Genomic DNA, 19,839 nt, shown 5'->3' on the forward strand with positions numbered 1-19,839 from the left:
GGTGTGAGCGAGACACCGGACCACCTTCCCCGTGACCTGACGGTGTACTTGATCGCGCGGTTCGCGCTCGTCGCGGTGGTCGCGGTCGTGCTTTCGCTGGTCGGCGTGCCGCTGCTGGTCTCTTTGCTGATCGGGCTCGTCGTCGGCCTTCCGCTCGGGCTGCTGCTCTTGCGCGGGCTGAACCAGCGCGTGACGGCTGGCTTGGCCAAGCGCAACGAATCCCGCGCGCGTGCTCGTGCCCAGCTGCGTTCGCAGCTGCGCGGCGAGACCTCGGCCGACGACTCCGCGGCATGAGCAAACCGCACAGCCGGGCCTGGGTCCGCGAAGCCGTCCGCATCATCGAGGCCGACGCCAACCGCAGCGCCGACACTCACCTGCATGTCTTCCCGCTGCCTCCGGAGTGGGGCATCGACCTTTACCTGAAGGACGAGTCGGTGCATCCGACCGGCTCGCTCAAGCACCGGCTCGCGCGTTCGCTGATCCTGTACGGCCTGGTCAACGGGCACATCGGCCCGGACACCGTGCTGGTCGAGGCGTCCAGCGGGTCGACCGCGGTGTCCGAGGCGTACTTCGCGCGGATGCTCGGCCTGCGGTTCGTGACCGTCGTGCCGCGGCGGACCAGCAAGGAAAAGATCGCGCTCATCGAGTTCTACGGCGGCGAATGCCATTACGTCGACGCGGCCCCGGCGATGTACCCGGAGGCCGAGCGGCTGGCCGCCGAGTGCAACGGGCATTACCTCGACCAGTTCACCTACGCCGAGCGCGCGACGGACTGGCGCGGCAACAACAACATCGCCGAATCGGTGTTCGCGCAGATGCGTGCCGAACGCCATCCGGTGCCGTCGTGGATCGTCGTCGGCGCGGGCACCGGCGGGACGAGCGCGACGTTCGGCCGCTACGTCCGGTACAAGCGGCACACCACGAAGATCTGCGTGGTGGACCCGGAAAACTCGTCCTTCTACGGCGCGTGGGAAACCGGTGCGCTGGACTACGCGACCGGGATGCCGTCGCGGATCGAGGGCATCGGGCGGCCGCGCTGCGAACCGTCGTTCGTGCCCGGCGTGATCGACGAGATGTTCCAGGTGCCCGACGCCGGCTCCCTGGCGGCGATCCGGTTGCTGCGGGAGCGCACCGGGCACTGGGCGGGCGGTTCAACCGGGACCAACCTGTACGGCGCGTTCCAGCTGATCTCGCGGATGCTGGCGGAAGGCCAGGCGGGTTCGGTGGTGACGCTGCTGTGCGACGGCGGCGAGCGGTACGCGAACACGTACTACTCGGACGATTGGCTCAACGAGCAGGGGATCGATCTCGCGCCGTACCGGGCGCGGTTCGACGAGTTCCTGCTCACCGGCCGGTTCGACGGCTAGCGTCCGCCTGGTATCCCAGCACCAGCACGACGATCAGCCGGCGCAACCGGTCCTCGAAGTCGAGGCGGGAGCCGGACAGGCGCGGGTCCTTGATGGCTTCCCGGACGGCTTCGTTCGGGTGCGCCAGCGGCCACATTCCCGCGGTGAACATGAAGATCGCGGAAGACAGTTCTTGCGCGGTTTCCGCGGAAAGGCCCGGCAGCGCGGCGCGCAGCAGGTCGGCGGTGCGGGCGTTGTGCTTCGCCGACCGCAGCTTGTAATCCCGCGCGATCTCCGTCGAGACGTTCCGCTCCAGCACGTTCGCCAGCACGCTGATCAGTTCGCACAGCACCGGTCGCGTCGCCAGCGAACGGGCGAGGGCCGCGGCGACCTCCGGCAGTTCGCCGTCGAGGGCGAGCGAGTCGAGCCACGCGCCGCGAGCGCGGTCGAGCACCTCCAGGTAAACGGCTTCCCGGGTGGGGAAGTAGCGCGCGACGTTCGAGGCCGACAGTCCTACCCGGCGGGCCAGTTCGCGCATGCTGATCTCGCCGACGGACGACTCCGTCATCAGCTCCTCGGCCACGTCGAGAATCGCCTCGCGGCGGGCTTCCACCTGCTCGGGACTGCGGGCGCGCTGGAACTCTGACACGTCTCGAAGTGTAACAGGACACTGCTCTCTTGCTAAGAGAACAGTGTCCTGTTAGCTTCGAAGGATAAGAGAGCAGTGTTCTGTTAAATCCGGCAAGGAGATCCCGATGCGTACTTACGACCAGCTCTTCCTCGGCGGCCGCTGGACCGAGCCCGCCACGACCGACACCTTCGAAATCCGTTCGCCGCACGACCGGACGCTGGTGGGCCGCGCACCGAAGGCTTCAGCGGCCGACGTCGATCGCGCGGTGGCGGCGGCCAGGCGTGCGCTCGAACCGTGGGGGAGAACTTCGCTGGACGAACGGCTGCGCCTGGTCGAGCGGTTCAACGAACTGCACGCCGCCCGCGCGGACGAAATCGCCGAGCTGATCACCTCGGAGAACGGCTCGCCGAGCTGGTTCACCAGCTGGACCCAGCACAACCTCCCGGAGCGGACGGCCGCGTGGCTCAAGACGGCGCGAGAGTTCTCCTGGGAGGAAACGCTGACCGACGAGGCGGGCAACCGGACCATCGTGCGTGCCGCGCCGATCGGGGTGGTGGCGGCGGTGATCCCGTGGAACTCGCCGCATTCGGCCGCGCTGGTGAAGCTGATCCCGGCGTTGCTGGCGGGCAATCCCGTACTGCTGAAGGCCGCGCCGGAAACCGCGCTCGACGCGATGCTGCTGGCGGAGATCTTCGAGGAGGCCGGTTTCCCCGAGGGCGTGGTGAGCGTGTTCGCGGCCGACCGCGACGTGAGCGAGCACCTGGTGACGCACCTCGGCGTGGACAAGATCGCGTTCACCGGCTCGACGGCGGCCGGGCGGCGGATCGCGTCGCTCGCCGGACAGCAGCTCAAGCGCGTGGGACTGGAACTCGGCGGCAAGTCCGCGGCGATCGTGCTCGCGGACGCGGAGCCGAAAACCGTCGCCGAGGGGATCCGGAGCGCGACGTTCGCCAACAACGGCGAGATGTGCGTGGCCCACACGCGGATCTACGCGGCGCGCGAGCGGTACGCCGAGATCGTGGCCGCGCTCGCGGAAATGGCCGACGGGCTCGTGGTCGGCGACCCGGCTAAGCCGGACACGTTCGTCGGGCCGATCGTGCGCCAGGACCAGTACGAGCGCGTGCTGTCGTACCTGCGGCTAGGCGTCGAGGAGGGCGCGCGGATCGCGGCGGGAGGGCCGGAACCGCTCGCGAATCCTGAACTGGCGAACGGGTTCTACGTGCGCCCGACGGTGTTCGCCGACGCCACGAACGACATGCGGATCGCGCGGGAGGAGATCTTCGGGCCGGTGCTCGTGGTGATCCCGTTCGACACCGAAGAGGAGGCGATCCGGCTCGCGAACGACTCCGACTACGGCCTCAGCGGCGGCGTGTGGACGGCCGACGCGGCGCGCGGCGTCGAGATCGCGCGGGCCGTGCGCACGGGCACCTTCCACGTCAACGGTGCGCCGCGGCATGGGAGCGCGCCGTTTGGCGGGTTCAAGGCCAGCGGGGTCGGCCGCGAGTACGGCTCGCACGGGCTGGCGGAGTTCGTGGAGTGGCAGGCGATCGCGGTGGGCCGCTAGAGCGCCAGCGCGGCACTTCCGACCTCGCGCCGCCTCGGGCGTGGTTCGCCGAGGTCCTGCTCACCGGCGGGTTCACCGGTTAGCTGTCCAGCAGTTTGGCGACGGCTTCGGGATCTTCGGTCATCGCGTTGTGGCGGGTCGGGAGCACGTGGACCTGCCACCCCGGGTCGGCTTCGAGCCGGGTGCGGAGTTCGGTGAAGGGCGTGGCTTCCCATCCGGAGCAGTAGACGAACTCACGCCGGGGGACCTTGGCGAACGCTCCGGTGAGCCGAACCGTCTGGAGCAGCGAAGCGAGCGGATGGGGACGGCGGCGAGAATCCCGCCCGTCGCGCTCGGGCGGGCGGACGGCGTAGCCGGTGTCCGCGGCACCGGCCACGAATGCCTGCCGGTACGCCTCGCTGGTCGAGGACCAGCACGAATCACCGTCGCTGGGCACGTAGGCGTCGAGGTGCACGACCCGGGAAACCCGGCCGTCGGCCCGGTCGGCAGCGGCGGCGATCACCAGCCCGCCGTAGCTGTGGCCGACGAGTGTCGCGTCGGTGATGCCGGCGCGATCGAGGAGTGCCAGTACGTCGTCGGCGTGGGTGTCGAGGTTGGCGCCGGCGACCGTCGCGGCGTCGTCGTCCGGCCGCAGACCGGTCAGGGTCAAGGCGTGCACGGTGTGCCCGGAACGCTCCAGCAGCGGCACCACCGCCTCGAAGACCCAGCCGCCATGCCAAGCACCGGGGACGAGAACGAACGTCGACATGCGTTTCTCCCTTAAGCCGCAACAGCCTGTTCGAGAGAAAGCCTTTCAAGAAATCCGGGTGGCTCGTTAACGCTACAATGCCAGTTGATGCCCGTTCCCCGCCAACCCAGTGCGGAATCGTACCTGTGGCCCTCCGGCGGCAGGCACCTCTGGCCGTCCGGCGAAACCAGCGAGCTGCAATCGCATGAACGGGGACACCTCGTCTACGCGGCCCGAGGCGTTCTTGTCGTGCAGACCGAGCACGGCACGTCGCTCGCGCCCGCCAACCGAGTCGCCTGGACACCCGCCGGGTTCCCGCATTTCCACCGCGTCCACGGCGACACCGACCTCCGGATCGTGTTTCTCGAGCCGTCGCTGGCCCGGCTTGTCTCGGATCGGCCAGCGGTGTTCCGGACTTCCGGCCTCGCTCGCGAGGTCCTGCTCGCGCTGACCGGGCCACGCAATTACGAAGGCTCCGGCTACCGCCCCTCCGCGCGTGCCCGTCTCCACCGGGTCCTCGTCGACGAACTTCGCGAAGCACCCGACCCGCCCCTGCAACTGCCCGCGCCACGAGACGACCGGCTGCGGGCGATCGCGGAGAGGCTGCACGAGAATCCAGCGGACAACGCCACTCTGGCCGAACTCGGGAAGTCGATCGGAGCCAGCGCGCGCACCCTCAGCAGGCTGTTCCACGACGAACTCGGCATGACCTTCTACGAGTGGCGCACCCAGCTCCGCATCTACCACGCGCTAGTGCTCCTCGCGGACGGTCACGACACTGTCCGCACCGCCTACGCCTGTGGCTGGGCCAATCCCAGCGGCTTCATTGCGGCGTTCACCGCCGTCATCGGGACCACGCCGGGGCGCTACCGAAGCGGCCGCTAGATCGCCAAGGCGACCGCGCTGAGCACGGCCCAGGCCAGCATCGCCATGCCGGTGTCGCGCAGGGCCGGGATCAGCTCCCGGCCCTTGCCGCCACCGCCGACGGCCTTGACCGGCTTGAGCAGCAGCGGCGCGGTCGCGAACGTGATGAACAGCAGCGGGTGCCAGATCCCCATCAGCACGGTGAGCGCGTACGGCACCGTCACCAGCGTCAGGTAAAGCTTGCGCGTGCCGCCGTCGCCCAAGCGGGTCGCCAGGGTGCGCTTGCCGGATTCGAGGTCGGTGGGGATGTCGCGGAGGTTGTTCGCGACCAGCACGGCCGTCGAGAACGAGCCGACGGCCACCGCGCAGCCCAGCGCGTCCCAGCTGACCCGGCCCGCCTGCACGTAAACCGTGCCGAGGACGCCGGCCAGCCCGAAGAACACGAAGACCGCGATCTCGCCCAAACCGTAGTAGCCGTAAGGCTTTTTGCCGCCGGTGTAGAACCACGCGCCGAGGATGCACAGCGCGCCCATCGCGAGCAGCCACCAATATCCGCTCAGCGCGACGAGCGTCAGTCCCAGCACCCCGGCGAGACCCAGCGAGGTCAACGCGGCGCGCAGCACGGCCTTCGGGTTCGCCGCGCCGGAGCCGACGAGCCGAAGCGGGCCGACGCGGTGCTCGTCGGTGCCGCGGATGCCGTCGGAGTAGTCGTTGGCGAAGTTCACACCGATGATCAGCGACAGCGCGACCAGCAACGCGAGCAGCGAACGCCACCAGGAGAACGCGTCGAGAGCGATCGCCGCCCCGACCCCGGCCACGACCGGCGCGATCGCGTTCGGCAGCGTCCTCGGCCGCGCGCCTTCGATCCACTCACTGACTGTCGCCATGGGCTCCATTCAACGCCATGCGATCTTCACCCGTTCGGTACCCGGCCAAAAGCCGTGAAGGACTCCTTGAGGGAATCAGATTCCCTCAAGGAGTCCTTCACGGAACGAGGCGGGACACCACTGCCTGTCGATCGATCTTCCCCGGCCCGCGCAACGGCAACTCGCTGACGAACTCGATGCGTTTCGGCGTAGCGGCCGGACCCAACTCCGCACGGACCGCGGCTCGCAGCGACGCTTCGTCCGCTGAGCCCACCACCATCGCCACGACCGCCTCGCCCCACTGCGGATCGGGAACGCCCACGACACAGGCGTCCCGCACCCCGGGCTGAGCGCCGAGCAGCCGTTCGATCGCGGCGGCAGACACCTTGACCCCGCCGGTGTTGATGACGTCGTCCGCACGCCCGAGCACCTCGACCCGGCCGTCCGGCAGCAGCCGTCCGCGGTCGGAGGTACGAAAAGCGCCGTCCCGGAACGACTCCGCGGTCAGCTCCGGAGCGAGCCGGTAGCCGTGCGACAGAACCGGGCCGGAGATCCACAGCCGCTCGTCGGCGTCCGGCTCCACCTGCACGCCGTCGAGCGGGACACCGTCGTAGACGCAGCCGCTCGCGGTCTCGCTCATGCCGTACGAGGGAACGATCCGCACGCCTTCCTCGGCCGCCTGCGCCCGCAGTTTCGGCGAGGTGGCGGCGGCGCCCAGGATGATCCCGTCGAACGCCTTCGCCGCGGCCAAGCCAGCGCCGCCGTCGTCGAGCAGCCGGACGAGTTGGGTCGGCACGAGCGCGGTGTAGCGCGGCCCGTTCTCCGCCAGCACCGGTGCGGCTGCGGCGGCGAATTCGTCCGGACGGAAGCCGGTGCCGGTCAGGAACGCCGGTTTCGTGCCCGCCAGCCGTGCCCTGATCAGGACTTGCAGGCCGCCGATGTAGTGCGCGGGCGTGGCGAGCAGCCAGTGGCCGGGGCCGCCGAGCCGGGCGTGCGTGGCCGTCGCGGACGCGATGAGCGCTCGTGGCGACAGCAGCACGCCTTTTGGGGCCCCGGTGGAGCCAGAGGTGGCGATGATTACGGCGGTGTCCGGTTCGACCGGGCGGTCCGGGGCCATGGCTTCGAGCAGCGCGGGGGCCGACGGATCCGCCGAGTTCAGCGGAAGCACCGCCGGACCGCCGTCGAGAGCAGCCGCCAGGGCCGCGTCGAGGGCGGTCAGCGCGTCGGCGCTGCCGTCGAGCCACACCACGTGCACGGGAAACGACCTTCTCAGTAGTAGTACGGGTAGTCGGACCAGTCCGGGTCGCGCTTCTCCAGGAACGCGTCGCGCCCCTCGACAGCCTCGTCCTGCATGTACGCCAGCCGGGTGGTTTCTCCGGCGAACAGCTGCTGCCCGACGAGCCCGTCGTCGATCGCGTTGAACGCGTACTTCAGCATCCGCTGCGCGGTCGGCGACTTGCCGACGATCGTCCAGCCCCATTCGAGCGCGACCCGCTCCAGCTCGGCGTGCGGAACGACCTCGTTGACCGCGCCCATCCGGTGCATTTGCTCGGCGGTGTAGTCGCGGCCGAGGAAGAAGATCTCCCGCGCGAATTTCTGCCCGACCTGCCGGGCGAGGCCCGCCGAGCCGTAGCCCGCGTCGAACGAGCCGACGTCGGCGTCGGTCTGCTTGAACCGCGCGTGCTCGGCCGAGGCGAGGGTGAGATCGCACACCACGTGCAGCGAGTGCCCGCCGCCCGCGGCCCAGCCGGGCACCACGGCGACCACGGGTTTCGGCATGAACCGGATCAACCGCTGGACCTCGAGGATGTGCAGCCGCCCGGCCCGCGCCGGGTCGACCGTGTCCGAGGTCTCGCCGCTCGCGTACTGATACCCGGAGCGTCCGCGAATACGCTGGTCACCGCCGGAGCAGAATGCCCAGCCGCCGTCCTTCGGCGACGGGCCGTTGCCGGTGAGCAGGACGCACCCGACGTCCGGGCTCATCCGGGCGTGGTCGAGCGCCCGGTAGAGCTCGTCGACGGTGTGCGGACGGAAGGCGTTGCGGACCTCCGGACGGTCGAAAGCGATCCGGACCACCCGTTTGCCGGAGCGGGCATCTCGCGAACGGTGGTAGGTGATGTCGGTGAAGGAGAACCCTTCGACCTCGGACCAGGCGGCGGGGTCGAACAGCTCGGAAACTCGGGCGTCATCCACGTTTGGGAGAATAGGACCTGTGGACATGATCGCTGTGCCTGACGCCGCCCCCGGGGAGAGCCCGTCGGACGGTGCCCTAACGGGGGCCTGCCGGTGAACCCGTCCACCGCGCAGGCCAGGGTCATCGTCGACGAACTCGTCCGCAACACCGTGTCGCACGTTGTGTTGTGTCCAGGATCTCGCAACGCGCCGCTGTCCTTCGCGCTCTACGACGCGGCCGCGTCGGGACGGCTGAAGCTGCACGTCCGCATCGACGAGCGGGGGGCGGCGTTCCTCGCGCTCGGCATCGCGGCGCGCACCGGCCGTCCGGCGGCGGTGGTCTGCACCTCCGGCACCGCGGCGGCGAACTTCCACCCGGCCGTGCTGGAGGCCGACCGGGCGGGCGTGCCGCTGATCGTGCTCACCGCCGACCGTCCGCCGGAGCTGCGCTCGGCGGGCGCGAGCCAGGTGATCAACCAGTACGAGCTGTACGGCGACGCCGTCCGCTACTTCGACGAGCTGGCCGTCGCCGAGCGCCGGGCCGGGCAGAACTCCTACTGGCGCAGCCAGATCTGCCGGGCGTGGAACGCCGCGTACGGCGAGTGGCGCTGCGGTCCCGTGCATCTGAACATCCCGTTCCGCGAGCCGCTGGTGCCTGATCTCGACGATGACGGCGAGTGGTACGAATCGCTCGAAGGCCGTCCGGACGGCGAACGCTGGACCGAGCTGCCGGACTTCGGCGCGCTGCCCTCGTTCGTGGTGCCCTCGGCCCGGCACGGCCTGGTGATCGCGTGCGACACCGGCGCGCAGGCGGCCAGCGAATGGGCCGAACAGCACGGCTGGCCAGTGGTTTCGGAGACCGGCGGGCTGGGGCTGTCCGGCGCGACCGCGATGTCGTCCGGCGCCTGGCTGCTGGGCGTCGAGGAATTCATCTCGCGGCACCGTCCCGAGCAGGTGCTGTGCCTCGGCCGTCCGACGGTGTTCCGGCAGGTGCAGCAGGTGCTGTCGGACCCCGAGGTCGAGGTGCTGCTGGTGCGGCCGGATTCGGACTGGCCCGCTCCCGCGCACAACGTCCGCCAGGTCGGGCAGTGGTTCGCCGAACCGACGAAGCCCGCCGACCCGGAGTGGCTGGCGAGCTGGCAGCGCGCGGACGCCGCGGCCAGCCAAGCGGTCTCCACCGCACTGGCCGCCGAGCCGTGGCCGAGCGGCGTGCGGGTGGCGACTGAGCTGGTCGACGCTCTGCCGGAAGGCGCGTTGCTGGTGGTCGGCTCCTCGAACCCGACGCGCGATGTCGCGCTGGCCGGACGGCTGCGTCCGGACGTCCTGGTGCACCGCAACCGCGGTGTCGCCGGAATCGACGGCACGGTGTCGACGGCCATCGGCGCGGCCACGGTGCACCGCGCGCCGTCGTATGCGCTGCTCGGCGACCTGACGTTCCTGCACGACGCGTCCGGCCTGCTCACCGGGCCCGCGGAGGAGCTGCCGGACCTGACGATCGTGGTGCTGAACGACGACGGCGGCGGCATTTTCTCGCTGCTGGAGCAGGGCGCGCCGGAACACTCGGCGAGCTTCGAACGGGTCTTCGGCACCCCGCACGGTGCGGATCTGGGCGCGCTCTGCGCGGGCTACCGGGTGCCGCACGTGGTGGCCGAGACGGTCGAAGAATTCCGCGCCGCGCTGCGGCCAGTGCCGGGCTTGCGGGTGGTCGAGGTCCGGGTCGACCGGGCACAGCACCGGAATCTCCACGCGCGGCTGAAGTCCGCGGTGGCGGAAGCGGTGGGGACGGTCTGACCGGCGGGGAGCCGGTGAAATCGGGGGATGTGCGTGAACGAGGCGGACCCGCACCCGCGGGGACGGTGGGCCTGGTTCAGCTCGGCGGTCGCCGCGCTGGCCCTGGCCGGGCTGGTGTGCTCGTATTTCTCGTCGTTTCTGGTGATGGCCAGCGACAACTGCTTCGCCGGGGACAGCCGGGCCATCTGCAGCGCGGCCGGACAGCAGGCGGTCGCCTCGCTGCCGTGGGTCGGCTGGTTCGCGGCGCTCGCCGGGTCGTTCGCGATGGCCGGGCTGGCCGTGCGGCGCGGCTGGGGACCGTGGCCGGGGCTGTACGCGGGCCCGATCCTGTACGGCATTCCGATCGCGATCGCGTGGTGGATCGCCGAAGCCGGCTGATCTTCCCAGTGCGTAAGAACCCGTCCTTCGGACGTGTCTGCGGAGTGCCTGCGTGGATACGTTCGGTCGCATTGGCCACCTTGGAGGAACCATGCGATCGAGAACTCGGGCCGGGATCGGTGCGGTTGCGGCTGGAGTCGCGACGGTGCTGCTGGCAGGCACCGCTTCGGCCGTACCGGCGCCGGGCTCGCCGGGCGTCGGCGACCCGTACTACCCGAACGCCGGCAACGGCGGCACCGACGTGCAGCACTACGACATCCGCGTGAGCTACCAGCCGGAAACCGACCTCCTGTCGGGCACCACGACGCTGCTGCTCACCGCCACCCAGGACCTGTCGCGGTTCGATCTGGACTTCGCGCTCAAAGCGTCGAAGGTGCTGGTGAACAACCGGCCGGCGCAGTTCGCGAACTCCAACGGCGACGGCGAGCTGGTGATCACCCCGGCGCAGCCGCTGCTCAAGGGCCAGTCCGCGACGGTCGTCGTGAGCTATTCCGACACCCCGTCGACGGCGAAGGTCGGCAACCTGAACACGTGGAAGAAGGGCGCTTTCGGCGCGCTCGGCATCGACGAACCGCAGAGCTCGCAGTGGTGGTTCCCCTCCAACGACCACCCCACCGACAAAGCGACTTACGACGTGTCGATCGAGGCCCCGGACGGCCTCGCCGCCATCACGAACGGCACGCTCGTGAAGAAAACCAAGAAGCGCGCCGGCTGGACGCGGTGGAACTGGCGCAGCACCCAGCCGCAGGCGACCTACCTGACGTCGTTCATCGTCGGCAAGTACGACGTGGTCCAGTCCACGACGCCGGACGGCAAACCGTTCATCACCGCCTACGGCTCCGACCTCGGGGCCTCGCTCGACGCGGCCAAGGCGAGCGTGGAGCGGACGCCGGAGGTCGACGAGTTCCTGGCGTCGCAGTTCGGCCCTTACCCGTTCGAGGCTCAGGGCGGCGTCGTGACCAGCGGGATCGGCTTCTCGCTGGAAAACCAGACCCGGCCGACCTACGGCGCGCGCAACTTCGCCGCCGGTGCCAACACCACGCTGATCGCGCACGAGAACGCCCACCAGTGGTTCGGCGACAACGTCTCGCTGGGCAAGTGGAGCGACATCTGGCTGAACGAGGGCTTCGCGTCCTACGCCGAGTACCTGTGGACCGAGCATCAGGGCGAGGGCACGACCGCGGAACTCGCGCAGTACGCGTACGACTCCTACGCCGCCGACGACCCGTTCTGGCAGGTCCTGCCGGGCGACCCGGGCGAGCCGAAGCAGTTCGACCGCGCGGTGTACGACCGGGGCGCGATGGCCGTGCAGGCGTTGCGCACCAAGGTCGGCGACGAGGCGTTCTTCTCGATTCTTCAGCAGTGGCAGGCAGCGAAGGCAGGCAAGGCGGCGGTGATCCCGGAGTTCATCGCACTCGCGGAGAAGGTGTCGGGCAAGCCGCTGCAGGAGCTGTTCCAGACCTGGCTGTTCACCAAGGGCAAGCCCGCTGTCGGTCCTAATGGGACGGTCACGGCTTTCGCCGCGCACGCGAAGCCGAAGGCGTGGGACCAGATCCAGGCGAACCACCGCGCGCTCGCGGAGGCCGGCCGACACTGAAATTCGCTTGCGTGGCCGCGAGATCCTGGAGAGTTCCGCTCTCTCAAGGAGGATTCGGTGGCCATGAAAGTGCGGGCGCAGCTCCGCCACGCCCGGCTCGACGGCCGGGAGTGGCGGGTGCTGCGCCCGGATCCCGGTCTGGATACCGCGCTGTTGTTCCGGCTCGACCCGGACATGGAGATGTCGCAGGTGGAGATGTACGTCGACCGCCGCGCGGCTTACCGGATCGGGGTGCTGTGGCTGCTGGCCGCGCGGTCCCGGCACACGATCATCCACCTGCCGTTGCGCGCCGGCCGGATCCCCGCCGAACCGGAGTTCTCCGGCCGTCCGCTGGATCTCGTGCTGAGCCAGCACACCGCGCACCTGCGTCCTTCGCAATGGCCGCGATTGAAGGCGGCGCTCGGCCCGGCGCGGCCGCATACGGTGCGGGTCCCGGCCGATCGGTATCCGATCGAATGGCCGGAGTGGCCGGTCCGGGACCGGCTGCTCGACCGGTTCCACGCCGACACGATGTTCCTGACCGGCAGCGCGGCGGTCTTCCGGTACGTCGCCGAGCACTTTCTCGATCTGGCGTTCAGCGCACCGGGTTCGGCTCCTGGGGAGGAAACCCCGCAGCACGCCTGTTTCGATGTGCATTACTCGACTCGGATGATGGTGAACACGTACTGCCTGCACGTGATGTACCGGGCGCATTGGCTGCCGAGTGCCGAGCTGGTCGGCGGGCCCGACTAAACTCTGGGTGTGGCAGCAAGGAGTGTGCAGGCGCGGCGAATCGGATGGTTCGCCGTGCTGGGCGTAGCTGTGCTGCTCACAGTGATGTGCGTGAGCCTGGTTTTCGCCGCGTTCCGCAACGACAACGCCATCGAAGCGCATCCGGGCACCGCGACCGCGACGGTCGAATCGGTGGCGTTCGACCGCACGATCATCCAGTACCAGACCCCGGACGGCATCGTGCACAGTCCGCCGACCGGGGTGCTGTACCCGTCGGGTCTCGCCGCCGGTCAGCTGGTGTCGATCGAGTACGACACGACCAGCCCGGAGCTGACCCGGGTCGCCGGCCGGACCGCGACGCTGACGCTGCTGCCGGTCGGGATGACGGTGCTGATCACGTGGCTCGTGGCGGGCCCGCTGCTGTGGTGGCTGCGGCGGTTGATCAAGCGGGACCGGGCTGTGACTGCTCCGGAGCCGGTGCCCGCGAAGGTGTGAGGTTTGCGTCCCGGCAGGTCCGTGAGGGGAACCTTCACGGACTCTGAGTCCCTCAGGGTTCCCCTCACGACCTTCAGGTGCCGATGGTCGCCGTCTCCTGCCACCAGCCGAGTACCTCATCCGCGACCCCAGGCGCAGCCACCAGCAGACCGTCCGTAGGCAGCGCGGTGTCCTCACCGTGCTTGTCCAGCACCACCGCCCCAGCCTCGATCGCCATCGCGACCGACCCGGCCACGTCCCATTCGTGGTAGCTGTGCAGCACCGCCGCGGCCGCGTGGCCCAGCGCGACCTGCGCGATCGACAACGCCGCCGACCCCAGCACCCGCACTCCGGCGTGCGCGGCCGCCGCTCGTTCGATGAACTCGCCCATTCCCGGCCACGGCCCCTTGCGCGCCAGCTCGGTGCAGACGATCGCTCCCGCGGTACCCGAACGGTCCACCAGCTTCAGCGGTTTCCCGTTAGCCCGCGCGCCCCGGCCGCGGGCAGCGGCGTAGATCTGCGCCCGGTACGGGTCGGCGACGACGCCCACTACGGGCCCGCTCGCGTCGACCAGGGCGAGACTGTAGGCGCACCAAGGCACTCCGGCGACGTAGTTCGCGGTGCCGTCCACCGAATCGACCACCCAGCGGTACTCCGCGACGTCGGCTCCGTGGTCGGCACCGAATTCGTGGCCTACCACCGGGATTCCGGGGAACTCCGCGGTCAGTACGCGACGGGTGTGCCGTTCCAGGATCCGATCGGTGTCGGTGACCCAGTCGAACGGCGAATCCAGCGTCGCCGGGTGCGCGCCGCGGCCCGCGGTCGCGGTGATCACGTCGGTGGCGTCGTTCGCCAGCCGCCCGGCGACCTCGAGTGCTCGGGAGAGCAGCCCGGGTTCCACGGGCCGCGACGGCCTGGAGGACAAGAGGGTCATGCCTGCTTAGTCTGGGCGCTCCTGGTGTCCGGGACACGACCGGCAGATGACATGTCGTGGCGAATCCGTCGACGGTCGGTGGCCGGACGCGGACGCTGCGGAGTGTTTCGCCACCGTTGGCCGGTCGGTTACGCGGGATTGGCCCGCCTCGCCTGCGGTTTTGCGACAGTGACGCGGTGCGAGTCGCCATAGTCACCGAAAGTTTCCTGCCCCAGGTGAACGGCGTGACGAACTCCGTCCTGCGGGTCGTCGAGCACCTGGTCGAATCCGCGCACGACGTGCTGGTCGTCGCGCCGGGGCCGGGCCCGTCGAGTTACCGCGGCGCCCCGGTCGTCCGCATCCCGGCGCTGGACTTCCCCGGCGTGAACTCGCTGCCGATCGGCCTGCCGACGCGCACCGTGCTCACCGCGCTGGCCGATTTCGGCCCGGACGTCGTGCACCTCGCTTCGCCGTTCGTGGTCGGGGCGCGCGGGCTCGCCGCGGCCAGACGGCTGCGCGTGCCCTCGGTCGCCGTCTACCAGACCGACATCGCCGGGTTCGCCACGTCGTACGGCTTCGGCATCGGCGCGCGGGCGGCCTGGCGCTGGGTGCGCCGCCTGCACTCGCGGGCCGACCGGACGCTCGCGCCGTCGTCGGACTCGATCGAACAGCTGAAGCTGCACGGCGTTCCCCGCGTGCACCGCTGGGCTCGCGGCGTGGACATCAGCCGGTTTTCCCCGGCGCACGCGGATCCGGCGCTGCGCGCGGAACTCGCGCCGAACGGCGAGCTGCTGGTCGGGTTCGTCGGAAGGCTCGCGCCGGAAAAAGAAGTCGACCGGCTGACCGTGCTGGCCGGGATGCCGGGGGTGCGCGTGGTCGTCGTCGGCGACGGACCGGAGCTGCCGGCGTTGCGGGAACGGTTGCCTGGCGCGGCTTTCCTCGGCGCGAAGTACGGCGACGAGCTGTCGGTCGCGTACGCGAGCCTCGACGTTTTCGTGCACACCGGGCCGCACGAGACGTTCTGCCAGGCGGTGCAGGAGGCGATGGCGTCGGGGCTGCCGGTGCTCGCGCCGGACGCGGGCGGGCCCAAGGATCTGGTGTTGCCTGGCCGGACGGGGTATTTGCTGCCCGCTGATCGCGAGTCCTTCGGCCCGGCGCTGGTCTCCAAGGTCGATGACCTGCGGGACGCGGCGTTGCGCGCGAGACTGGGCGAGAAGGCGCGGAAAGTGGTGCTGGGCCGGACGTGGCCAGCGGTGTGCCGGGAGCTGGTCGGGCACTACGAAGCGGTACAGGGCCGAGTCGCACGTGCGGCTTGAGCCATGCACATCGTCCAGCTGGCGAACTTCTACGGGCCGCGGTCCGGCGGGTTGCGGACCGCGCTGAACCACCTCGGCGCGGGGTACGTCGCCAGCGGGCACCGGGTGACGCTCGTCGTGCCGGGGCGGCGGTACGCGGTGGAAAGCCTGCCGACGGGGGTGTGCCGGTATTCGTTGCCTGCCTTGCAGATTCCCGGCACCGGCGGCTATCGCGCGGTGGACCCGCAGCGGGTCCGGGCGGTGTTGCGGCGGCTGGAGCCGGACCGGCTGGAGGTGTCCGACCGGCTGACGTTGCGGGGGATGGGCGTCTGGGCGCGGCGGAACGGGGTGCCCAGCACGGTGATCTCGCACGAGCGGCTGGATCGGTTGCTGGAGCAGTTTTTGCTGCCGGGCGCGATGGCCCGGCACGTCGCGGACGTCGCGAACCGGCGGATGGCGGCGTCGTACGACACGGTGGTGTGCACTACCGCGTTCGCGCACGCGGAGTTCGAACGGATCGCCGCGCCCAATGTCCGGCGGGTGCCGTTGGGGGTGGATCTGGCTACCTTCGCGCCGTCGATGCGCGATTCGGGGTGGCGGTCGGCATTGGCCGGCGGTGCTGACGCGTTGATTGTCCACTGTGGCCGGTTGTCGCCGGAGAAACACGTTGAGCGGAGCGTGGATACGGTCGCCGAGCTGACGGAATCCGGGGCGCGGGTGCGGTTGGTGATCGCGGGGGACGGGCCGCGGCGGCGGGCGTTGGAGCGGCGGGCTCGGGGGTTGCCGGTGACGTTCCTCGGGTTCTTGTCCGGGCGCGGGGAGGTGGCTCGGCTGCTGGCCAGCGCGGATGTTTCGCTGGCTCCGGGGCCGCACGAGACGTTCGGGCTGGCGGCGCTGGAGGCGCTCGCCTCTGGGACGCCGGTGGTGGTTTCGGCGTCGTCGGCGTTGCGGGAGATCGTGCGGCCTGGGTGCGGGGCGGCGGTGGACGACTACGCGCCCGCGTTCGCCAGTGCGGTGACCGGGTTGCTGGACAGTCCGGAGGAGCTTCGGCGGGCCGCGGCCCGGGCGCGGGCGGAGGAATTCGCCTGGCCGAATTCGGTGCGGGGGATGCTGGCCGCGCTCGGCTGACGAAGGTCCGTGAGGGGAACCCTGAGGGAATCTGATTCCCTCAGGGTTCCCCTCACGGACAACTGGCGGGTCAGGCGCGGTAGCCGGGGTGGATGCCGGGGGCGAGGCCGCGGTCGGCGGCGACTCGGGTCAGCAGGTCGCGCAGCACTGAACGTTCCTCTGTGGACAGTGCGGTCATCAGCTCGTTCTCGTGTGCGGCGGCGGCTTTCGCCAGCGTGGCCATCGTTTCCTGGCCTTTGTCGCTGAGGAAAACCGCGTAGAGGCGGCGGTCTTGGGGATTGCGGCGGCGTTCGATCAGGCCCTGCTGCTCCAAACCGTCGACGAGGGCGACCAGCCGGGTCGGCGGCGTGCCCAGTTCGGCGGCCAGCACCTGCTGGCTCTCGCCCGGACGCCGCGCGATCGCCCGAAGCAGGCCGGTCTGCGGCGGGGTCAGGCCGAGGTCCGCGACCCGTTCGGCGAAGCGCTGGGTCGCGTGGGCGCCGAGCTGGGCCAGCAGGAAGGCGCTGCCGAACGCCGGGGGTCCTTGCATGCCCTGAACCGTATCGCTTGACAATCCATTACACCAGTGTAATCGTTCTAGCAGTGAAACTAATTGACCTGGAGGTTTGCCATGACGACCATGACTCGGCAGCAGGGCGGTCCACCGTTGCTCGCCCCGGCGCTGGCGTTCGGGGTGCTGACCGTCGCGTCGGCGGTGCTGGGGGCGGCGGGGACCCGGCCGGATTCCAGTGCGGCGGAGGTCGCGGCGTACCTCGGCGGGAACCAAGGCGTCGTGCGGCTGCTCGCGTTCGCGGTGTTCGGGGCGTCGGTTCCGCTGGCGATCTGGGCTGCGACGGCCTACCGCAGACAGCGGCGGCTTGGGGTCGCGGCACCGGGTGCGGTGATCGGGCTGACCGGTGGCGTGCTGTCCGCGGCCGCGCTCGCGATGAGCGGATTGATCACCTGGACCGCCGCGCAGACCGGTGACACGCCTGCGGTGGCGAGGGCGTTGACCAGCCTCGCGTTCGCATCCGGCGGGCCGGGGTTCGTGGTGCCGCTGGCGTTGCTGATCGCCGGGATCGCGGTGCCCGCGTTGTTCCTGAAGCTGTTGCCGCGCTGGATGTCGGTCGCCGGGCTGGTGGCCGCCGCGGCGGCGGTGCTCGCCTCGTTGTCGTTGCTGGCCCCGGCGTTGTATCCGCTGATCCCGGTCGGCCGGTTCGGCGGGCTGGTCTGGCTGATCTCCGCCAGCGTCCTGCTCCCGCGAGACCGCGCGGCACGGACGGACTAATCTCGGACCCATGCCCCGAGCGAGCCTGGACAAGGATCCGCACGAAGTCGCCGCGATGTTCGACGGCGTCGCGTCCGGTTACGACCGGGCGAACTCGTTCATGACGTTCGGGTTCGACCGGCGCTGGCGCACCACCACGGCGCGCGTGCTGGACGCCAAACCGGGGGAGAAGGTGCTCGACCTGGCGGCGGGCACCGGAGTGTCCACCGTCGAGTACGCCCGCGGCGGCGCCTGGTGCCTCGCCGCGGACTTTTCGGTCGGGATGCTCAAGGCGGGGCTGCACCGGAAGGTGCCGATGGTCGCCGCGGACGCGATGTGCCTGCCGTTCGCCGACGACAGCTTCGACGCCGTCACGATCTCGCTCGCGCTGCGGAACTTCGTGGACACCAAGGGCGCGCTCGCGGAGATCCTGCGGGTGGTCAAACCGGGCGGACGGCTGGTGATCTGCGAGGTGTCGACGCCCACCTTCGCCCCGATCCGGTTCATCTACCGGCGGTTCGTCCTCAAGCTGCTCACCTGGGTCGGCAGCCGGTCCTCGACCAACCCCGAGGCCTACTCCTACCTGGCCGAATCGATGCTCGCCTGGCCCGATCAGCGCGGGCTCGGCGAGATCATCGCGAGCGCCGGCTGGACCGAGGTCGAATGGCTGAACCTCACATTCGGCGTCGTCGCGATCCACCGCGCGCGCAAGCCTGCCTAAACTCGGCGGTATGACGACTTCGCGCCGCAACCCGGACCACGACGCCGAAGTGATCGTGGTCGGGGCGGGACCGGCTGGTTCGACCGCGGCCACGTACCTCGCCCGGGCGGGCGTCGACGTGCTGCTGCTGGAGAAGACCGAATTCCCGCGCGAGAAGGTGTGCGGCGACGGCCTCACCCCGCGCGGCGTGAAACAGCTGATCGACCTCGGGCTCGACACCAGCGAAGAGGCCGGCTGGGTGCGCAGCCGCGGTCTGCGGATCCTCACCGGAGACTTGACACTCGAGTTCGACTGGCCGGACCTCACCGATTACCCGCCGTACGGCGTCTCGCGGACTCGCCAGGACTTCGACGACCTGCTCGCGAAGACCGCGGTGAAGGCGGGGGCGCGGTTGTACGAGCGCACGGCGGTGACCGGGGCGATCACCAACGCTTCCGGCCGGGTGGTCGGCGTCGAGGCGAAGGTCGGGCCGGAGAAGACACCGGTCAGTTACCGGGCGCCGTTGGTGCTGGCCTGCGACGGAGTGTCTGCGCGGCTCGCGCTGAGTGTGGGGATCGAGAAGAACGAGAAGCGTCCGATGGGCGTCGCGGTTCGGCGGTATTACAAGAGTCCTAAGCATGACGACCCGTTCATCGAGGGGCACCTTGAGCTGTGGGACCGGTCTGATCCTCGTGATCCGAAGCTGTTGCCCGGGTATGGGTGGGCGTTCCCGCTCGGCGACGGGACGGTGAACGTCGGACTGGGGATGTTGTCGACTTCGGCGTCGTTCCGGAACACGGACTATCGCGCGTTGCTGCGGCAGTGGCTCGACGGGACGCCGGAGGAATGGGGCTATCGCGAGGAGAACGCGATCGGCAAGGTCGGCGGGGCTGGGTTGCCGATGGGGTTCAACCGGACTCCGCATTACCGCGACGGGTTGTTGCTGCTTGGCGACGCGGGCGGGATGGTGAGCCCGTTCAACGGCGAGGGGATCTCGGCGGCGATGGAGTCGGCGCAGCTCGCGGCGGAGGCTGTGGTGCAGGCGTTGGCTCGGCCGGAGGGGCCGTCCCGGGAGCGGGCGTTGGAGGGTTATCCGCGGGCTGTCGGGGAGCTGATGGGCGGGTATTACCGGCTGGGGAATGTGTTCGCGAAGTTGATCGGGAAGCCGAAGATCATGCACGCGGCTACTAAGTACGGGTTGCGGGTCAATCGGATACTTCCCTTGGTGTACAAGGGGCTTTCCGGGTGTTATGACGCTCGTGGGGGCGATGGGGTGGATCGGTTGATCTCGGCTCTTGCTCGGGTTACGCCTCGGCCTCGGTGACGGGGGCGCTCGTTTGACGGCTCGTCGCCTGGCGGCGACATTGCGCCTCGGTGAGTTGGGGGCACCCCGAAGCCCATTGTGATGACGGACGGCGGGTGCTTGTCAAGGCGGG

Annotated in this window: 21 protein-coding genes; 14 read left to right on the forward strand and 7 right to left on the reverse strand. The window is 70.0% G+C overall.

Going from position 1 to position 19,839, the window contains the following annotated elements; all coding sequences use genetic code 11:
- Window positions 1-3: 3 nt before the first annotated feature.
- Complete coding sequence (locus tag ACWGIC_RS26875) at window positions 4-294, forward strand: DUF4229 domain-containing protein (RefSeq protein ID WP_037818858.1); 291 nt, start codon at window positions 4-6, stop codon at window positions 292-294.
- Entirely contained in the window at window positions 291-1,367 is a 1,077-nt protein-coding gene (locus ACWGIC_RS26880; protein ID WP_452078691.1) for a PLP-dependent cysteine synthase family protein, read from the forward strand. Before ACWGIC_RS26875 ends, ACWGIC_RS26880 begins: the two co-directional genes overlap by 4 nt.
- Here ACWGIC_RS26880 and ACWGIC_RS26885 read toward each other — a convergent pair.
- Entirely contained in the window at window positions 1,345-1,995 is a 651-nt protein-coding gene (locus tag ACWGIC_RS26885; protein ID WP_452078692.1) for a TetR family transcriptional regulator, read from the reverse strand. The genes ACWGIC_RS26880 and ACWGIC_RS26885 overlap by 23 nt on opposite strands.
- A gap of 106 nt (window positions 1,996-2,101) precedes the next feature.
- On the opposite strand from ACWGIC_RS26885, the gene ACWGIC_RS26890 reads away from it, so the two are divergent.
- Window positions 2,102-3,541 carry an aldehyde dehydrogenase gene (locus ACWGIC_RS26890; RefSeq protein WP_452078693.1) on the forward strand — a complete coding sequence of 480 codons (1,440 nt, stop codon included), beginning with the start codon at window positions 2,102-2,104 and terminating at the stop codon, window positions 3,539-3,541.
- A gap of 79 nt (window positions 3,542-3,620) precedes the next feature.
- Here the strand turns inward: ACWGIC_RS26890 and ACWGIC_RS26895 are convergent, their stop codons facing one another.
- On the reverse strand, window positions 3,621-4,289 hold the full coding sequence (locus ACWGIC_RS26895; protein ID WP_452078694.1) for an alpha/beta fold hydrolase: 669 nt from the start codon (window positions 4,287-4,289) through the stop codon (window positions 3,621-3,623).
- 87 nt (window positions 4,290-4,376) lie between these two features.
- Between ACWGIC_RS26895 and ACWGIC_RS26900 the strand changes: the two genes are divergently transcribed.
- Window positions 4,377-5,153, forward strand: a complete 777-nt coding sequence (locus ACWGIC_RS26900) for an AraC family transcriptional regulator (protein WP_452078695.1) — start codon at window positions 4,377-4,379, stop codon at window positions 5,151-5,153.
- Here ACWGIC_RS26900 and ACWGIC_RS26905 read toward each other — a convergent pair.
- From ACWGIC_RS26905 to ACWGIC_RS26915, 3 genes are all read right to left on the reverse strand, one after another.
- A complete protein-coding gene (locus ACWGIC_RS26905; protein ID WP_452078696.1) occupies window positions 5,150-6,019 on the reverse strand; it encodes a 1,4-dihydroxy-2-naphthoate polyprenyltransferase in 870 nt (289 codons plus the stop codon). The two genes, ACWGIC_RS26900 and ACWGIC_RS26905, sit on opposite strands and share 4 nt — an antisense overlap.
- 97 nt (window positions 6,020-6,116) lie before the next feature.
- Window positions 6,117-7,253, reverse strand: a complete 1,137-nt coding sequence (gene menE, locus ACWGIC_RS26910; RefSeq protein ID WP_452078697.1) for an o-succinylbenzoate--CoA ligase — start codon at window positions 7,251-7,253, stop codon at window positions 6,117-6,119.
- A gap of 14 nt (window positions 7,254-7,267) precedes the next feature.
- Window positions 7,268-8,191, reverse strand: a complete 924-nt coding sequence (locus ACWGIC_RS26915) for a 1,4-dihydroxy-2-naphthoyl-CoA synthase (RefSeq protein WP_452078698.1) — start codon at window positions 8,189-8,191, stop codon at window positions 7,268-7,270.
- A gap of 93 nt (window positions 8,192-8,284) precedes the next feature.
- Between ACWGIC_RS26915 and menD the strand changes: the two genes are divergently transcribed.
- From menD to ACWGIC_RS26940, 5 genes are all read left to right on the forward strand, one after another.
- Window positions 8,285-9,961 carry a 2-succinyl-5-enolpyruvyl-6-hydroxy-3-cyclohexene-1-carboxylic-acid synthase gene (gene menD, locus ACWGIC_RS26920; RefSeq protein WP_452078699.1) on the forward strand — a complete coding sequence of 559 codons (1,677 nt, stop codon included), beginning with the start codon at window positions 8,285-8,287 and terminating at the stop codon, window positions 9,959-9,961.
- Between the two features lie 33 nt (window positions 9,962-9,994).
- Window positions 9,995-10,339 carry a hypothetical protein gene (locus tag ACWGIC_RS26925; RefSeq protein ID WP_452078700.1) on the forward strand — a complete coding sequence of 115 codons (345 nt, stop codon included), beginning with the start codon at window positions 9,995-9,997 and terminating at the stop codon, window positions 10,337-10,339.
- A 91-nt stretch (window positions 10,340-10,430) separates the two neighbouring features.
- Window positions 10,431-11,936, forward strand: a complete 1,506-nt coding sequence (locus tag ACWGIC_RS26930) for a M1 family metallopeptidase (RefSeq protein ID WP_452078701.1) — start codon at window positions 10,431-10,433, stop codon at window positions 11,934-11,936.
- Window positions 11,937-11,993: 57 nt separating this feature from the next.
- A complete protein-coding gene (locus ACWGIC_RS26935; protein WP_452078702.1) occupies window positions 11,994-12,668 on the forward strand; it encodes a hypothetical protein in 675 nt (224 codons plus the stop codon).
- Window positions 12,669-12,752: 84 nt separating this feature from the next.
- Complete coding sequence (locus ACWGIC_RS26940; protein WP_452078713.1) at window positions 12,753-13,142, forward strand: DUF3592 domain-containing protein; 390 nt, start codon at window positions 12,753-12,755, stop codon at window positions 13,140-13,142.
- 73 nt (window positions 13,143-13,215) lie between these two features.
- Here ACWGIC_RS26940 and ACWGIC_RS26945 read toward each other — a convergent pair whose 3' ends face one another.
- On the reverse strand, window positions 13,216-14,055 hold the full coding sequence (locus ACWGIC_RS26945) for an inositol monophosphatase family protein (RefSeq protein ID WP_452078703.1): 840 nt from the start codon (window positions 14,053-14,055) through the stop codon (window positions 13,216-13,218).
- Between the two features lie 224 nt (window positions 14,056-14,279).
- On the opposite strand from ACWGIC_RS26945, the gene ACWGIC_RS26950 reads away from it, so the two are divergent.
- Both ACWGIC_RS26950 and ACWGIC_RS26955 read left to right on the forward strand, forming a co-directional pair.
- Complete coding sequence (locus ACWGIC_RS26950) at window positions 14,280-15,350, forward strand: glycosyltransferase family 4 protein (protein ID WP_452078704.1); 1,071 nt, start codon at window positions 14,280-14,282, stop codon at window positions 15,348-15,350.
- Between the two features lie 3 nt (window positions 15,351-15,353).
- Window positions 15,354-16,457: a glycosyltransferase gene (locus ACWGIC_RS26955; RefSeq protein WP_452078705.1), complete on the forward strand. Its 1,104-nt coding sequence runs from the start codon at window positions 15,354-15,356 to the stop codon at window positions 16,455-16,457.
- Between the two features lie 70 nt (window positions 16,458-16,527).
- On the opposite strand, the gene ACWGIC_RS26960 is transcribed toward ACWGIC_RS26955, so the two are convergent.
- Window positions 16,528-16,986 carry a MarR family winged helix-turn-helix transcriptional regulator gene (locus tag ACWGIC_RS26960; RefSeq protein ID WP_452078706.1) on the reverse strand — a complete coding sequence of 153 codons (459 nt, stop codon included), beginning with the start codon at window positions 16,984-16,986 and terminating at the stop codon, window positions 16,528-16,530.
- 81 nt (window positions 16,987-17,067) lie between these two features.
- Here ACWGIC_RS26960 and ACWGIC_RS26965 point away from each other — a divergent pair, with 81 nt between their 5' ends.
- From ACWGIC_RS26965 to ACWGIC_RS26975, 3 genes are read left to right on the forward strand one after another with little or no spacing between them, the layout of a single operon-like run.
- Entirely contained in the window at window positions 17,068-17,724 is a 657-nt protein-coding gene (locus ACWGIC_RS26965; protein WP_452078707.1) for a DUF4386 domain-containing protein, read from the forward strand.
- 10 nt (window positions 17,725-17,734) lie between these two features.
- The gene (locus ACWGIC_RS26970) at window positions 17,735-18,424 is read left to right on the forward strand and encodes a demethylmenaquinone methyltransferase (RefSeq protein ID WP_452078708.1); all 690 of its coding nucleotides are present in this window, start codon (window positions 17,735-17,737) and stop codon (window positions 18,422-18,424) included.
- 10 nt (window positions 18,425-18,434) lie between these two features.
- Entirely contained in the window at window positions 18,435-19,727 is a 1,293-nt protein-coding gene (locus tag ACWGIC_RS26975; protein WP_452078709.1) for a geranylgeranyl reductase family protein, read from the forward strand.
- The last annotated feature ends 112 nt before the right edge of the window (window positions 19,728-19,839 follow it).

Source organism: Amycolatopsis sp. NPDC054798 (assembly GCF_053611505.1).

Coding starts and splice junctions, on each gene's coding strand:
- ACWGIC_RS26975 (WP_452078709.1), top strand. CDS start 18,435: ATGACGACTTCGCGCCGCAACCCGGACCACGACGCCGAAGTGATCGTG.
- ACWGIC_RS26930 (WP_452078701.1), top strand. CDS start 10,431: ATGCGATCGAGAACTCGGGCCGGGATCGGTGCGGTTGCGGCTGGAGTC.
- ACWGIC_RS26970 (WP_452078708.1), top strand. CDS start 17,735: ATGCCCCGAGCGAGCCTGGACAAGGATCCGCACGAAGTCGCCGCGATG.
- ACWGIC_RS26940 (WP_452078713.1), top strand. CDS start 12,753: ATGTGCGTGAGCCTGGTTTTCGCCGCGTTCCGCAACGACAACGCCATC.
- ACWGIC_RS26880 (WP_452078691.1), top strand. CDS start 291: ATGAGCAAACCGCACAGCCGGGCCTGGGTCCGCGAAGCCGTCCGCATC.
- ACWGIC_RS26905 (WP_452078696.1), bottom strand. CDS start 6,019: ATGGCGACAGTCAGTGAGTGGATCGAAGGCGCGCGGCCGAGGACGCTG.
- ACWGIC_RS26900 (WP_452078695.1), top strand. CDS start 4,377: ATGCCCGTTCCCCGCCAACCCAGTGCGGAATCGTACCTGTGGCCCTCC.
- ACWGIC_RS26965 (WP_452078707.1), top strand. CDS start 17,068: ATGACGACCATGACTCGGCAGCAGGGCGGTCCACCGTTGCTCGCCCCG.
- ACWGIC_RS26895 (WP_452078694.1), bottom strand. CDS start 4,289: ATGTCGACGTTCGTTCTCGTCCCCGGTGCTTGGCATGGCGGCTGGGTC.
- ACWGIC_RS26945 (WP_452078703.1), bottom strand. CDS start 14,055: ATGACCCTCTTGTCCTCCAGGCCGTCGCGGCCCGTGGAACCCGGGCTG.
- ACWGIC_RS26955 (WP_452078705.1), top strand. CDS start 15,354: ATGCACATCGTCCAGCTGGCGAACTTCTACGGGCCGCGGTCCGGCGGG.
- ACWGIC_RS26890 (WP_452078693.1), top strand. CDS start 2,102: ATGCGTACTTACGACCAGCTCTTCCTCGGCGGCCGCTGGACCGAGCCC.
- ACWGIC_RS26960 (WP_452078706.1), bottom strand. CDS start 16,986: ATGCAAGGACCCCCGGCGTTCGGCAGCGCCTTCCTGCTGGCCCAGCTC.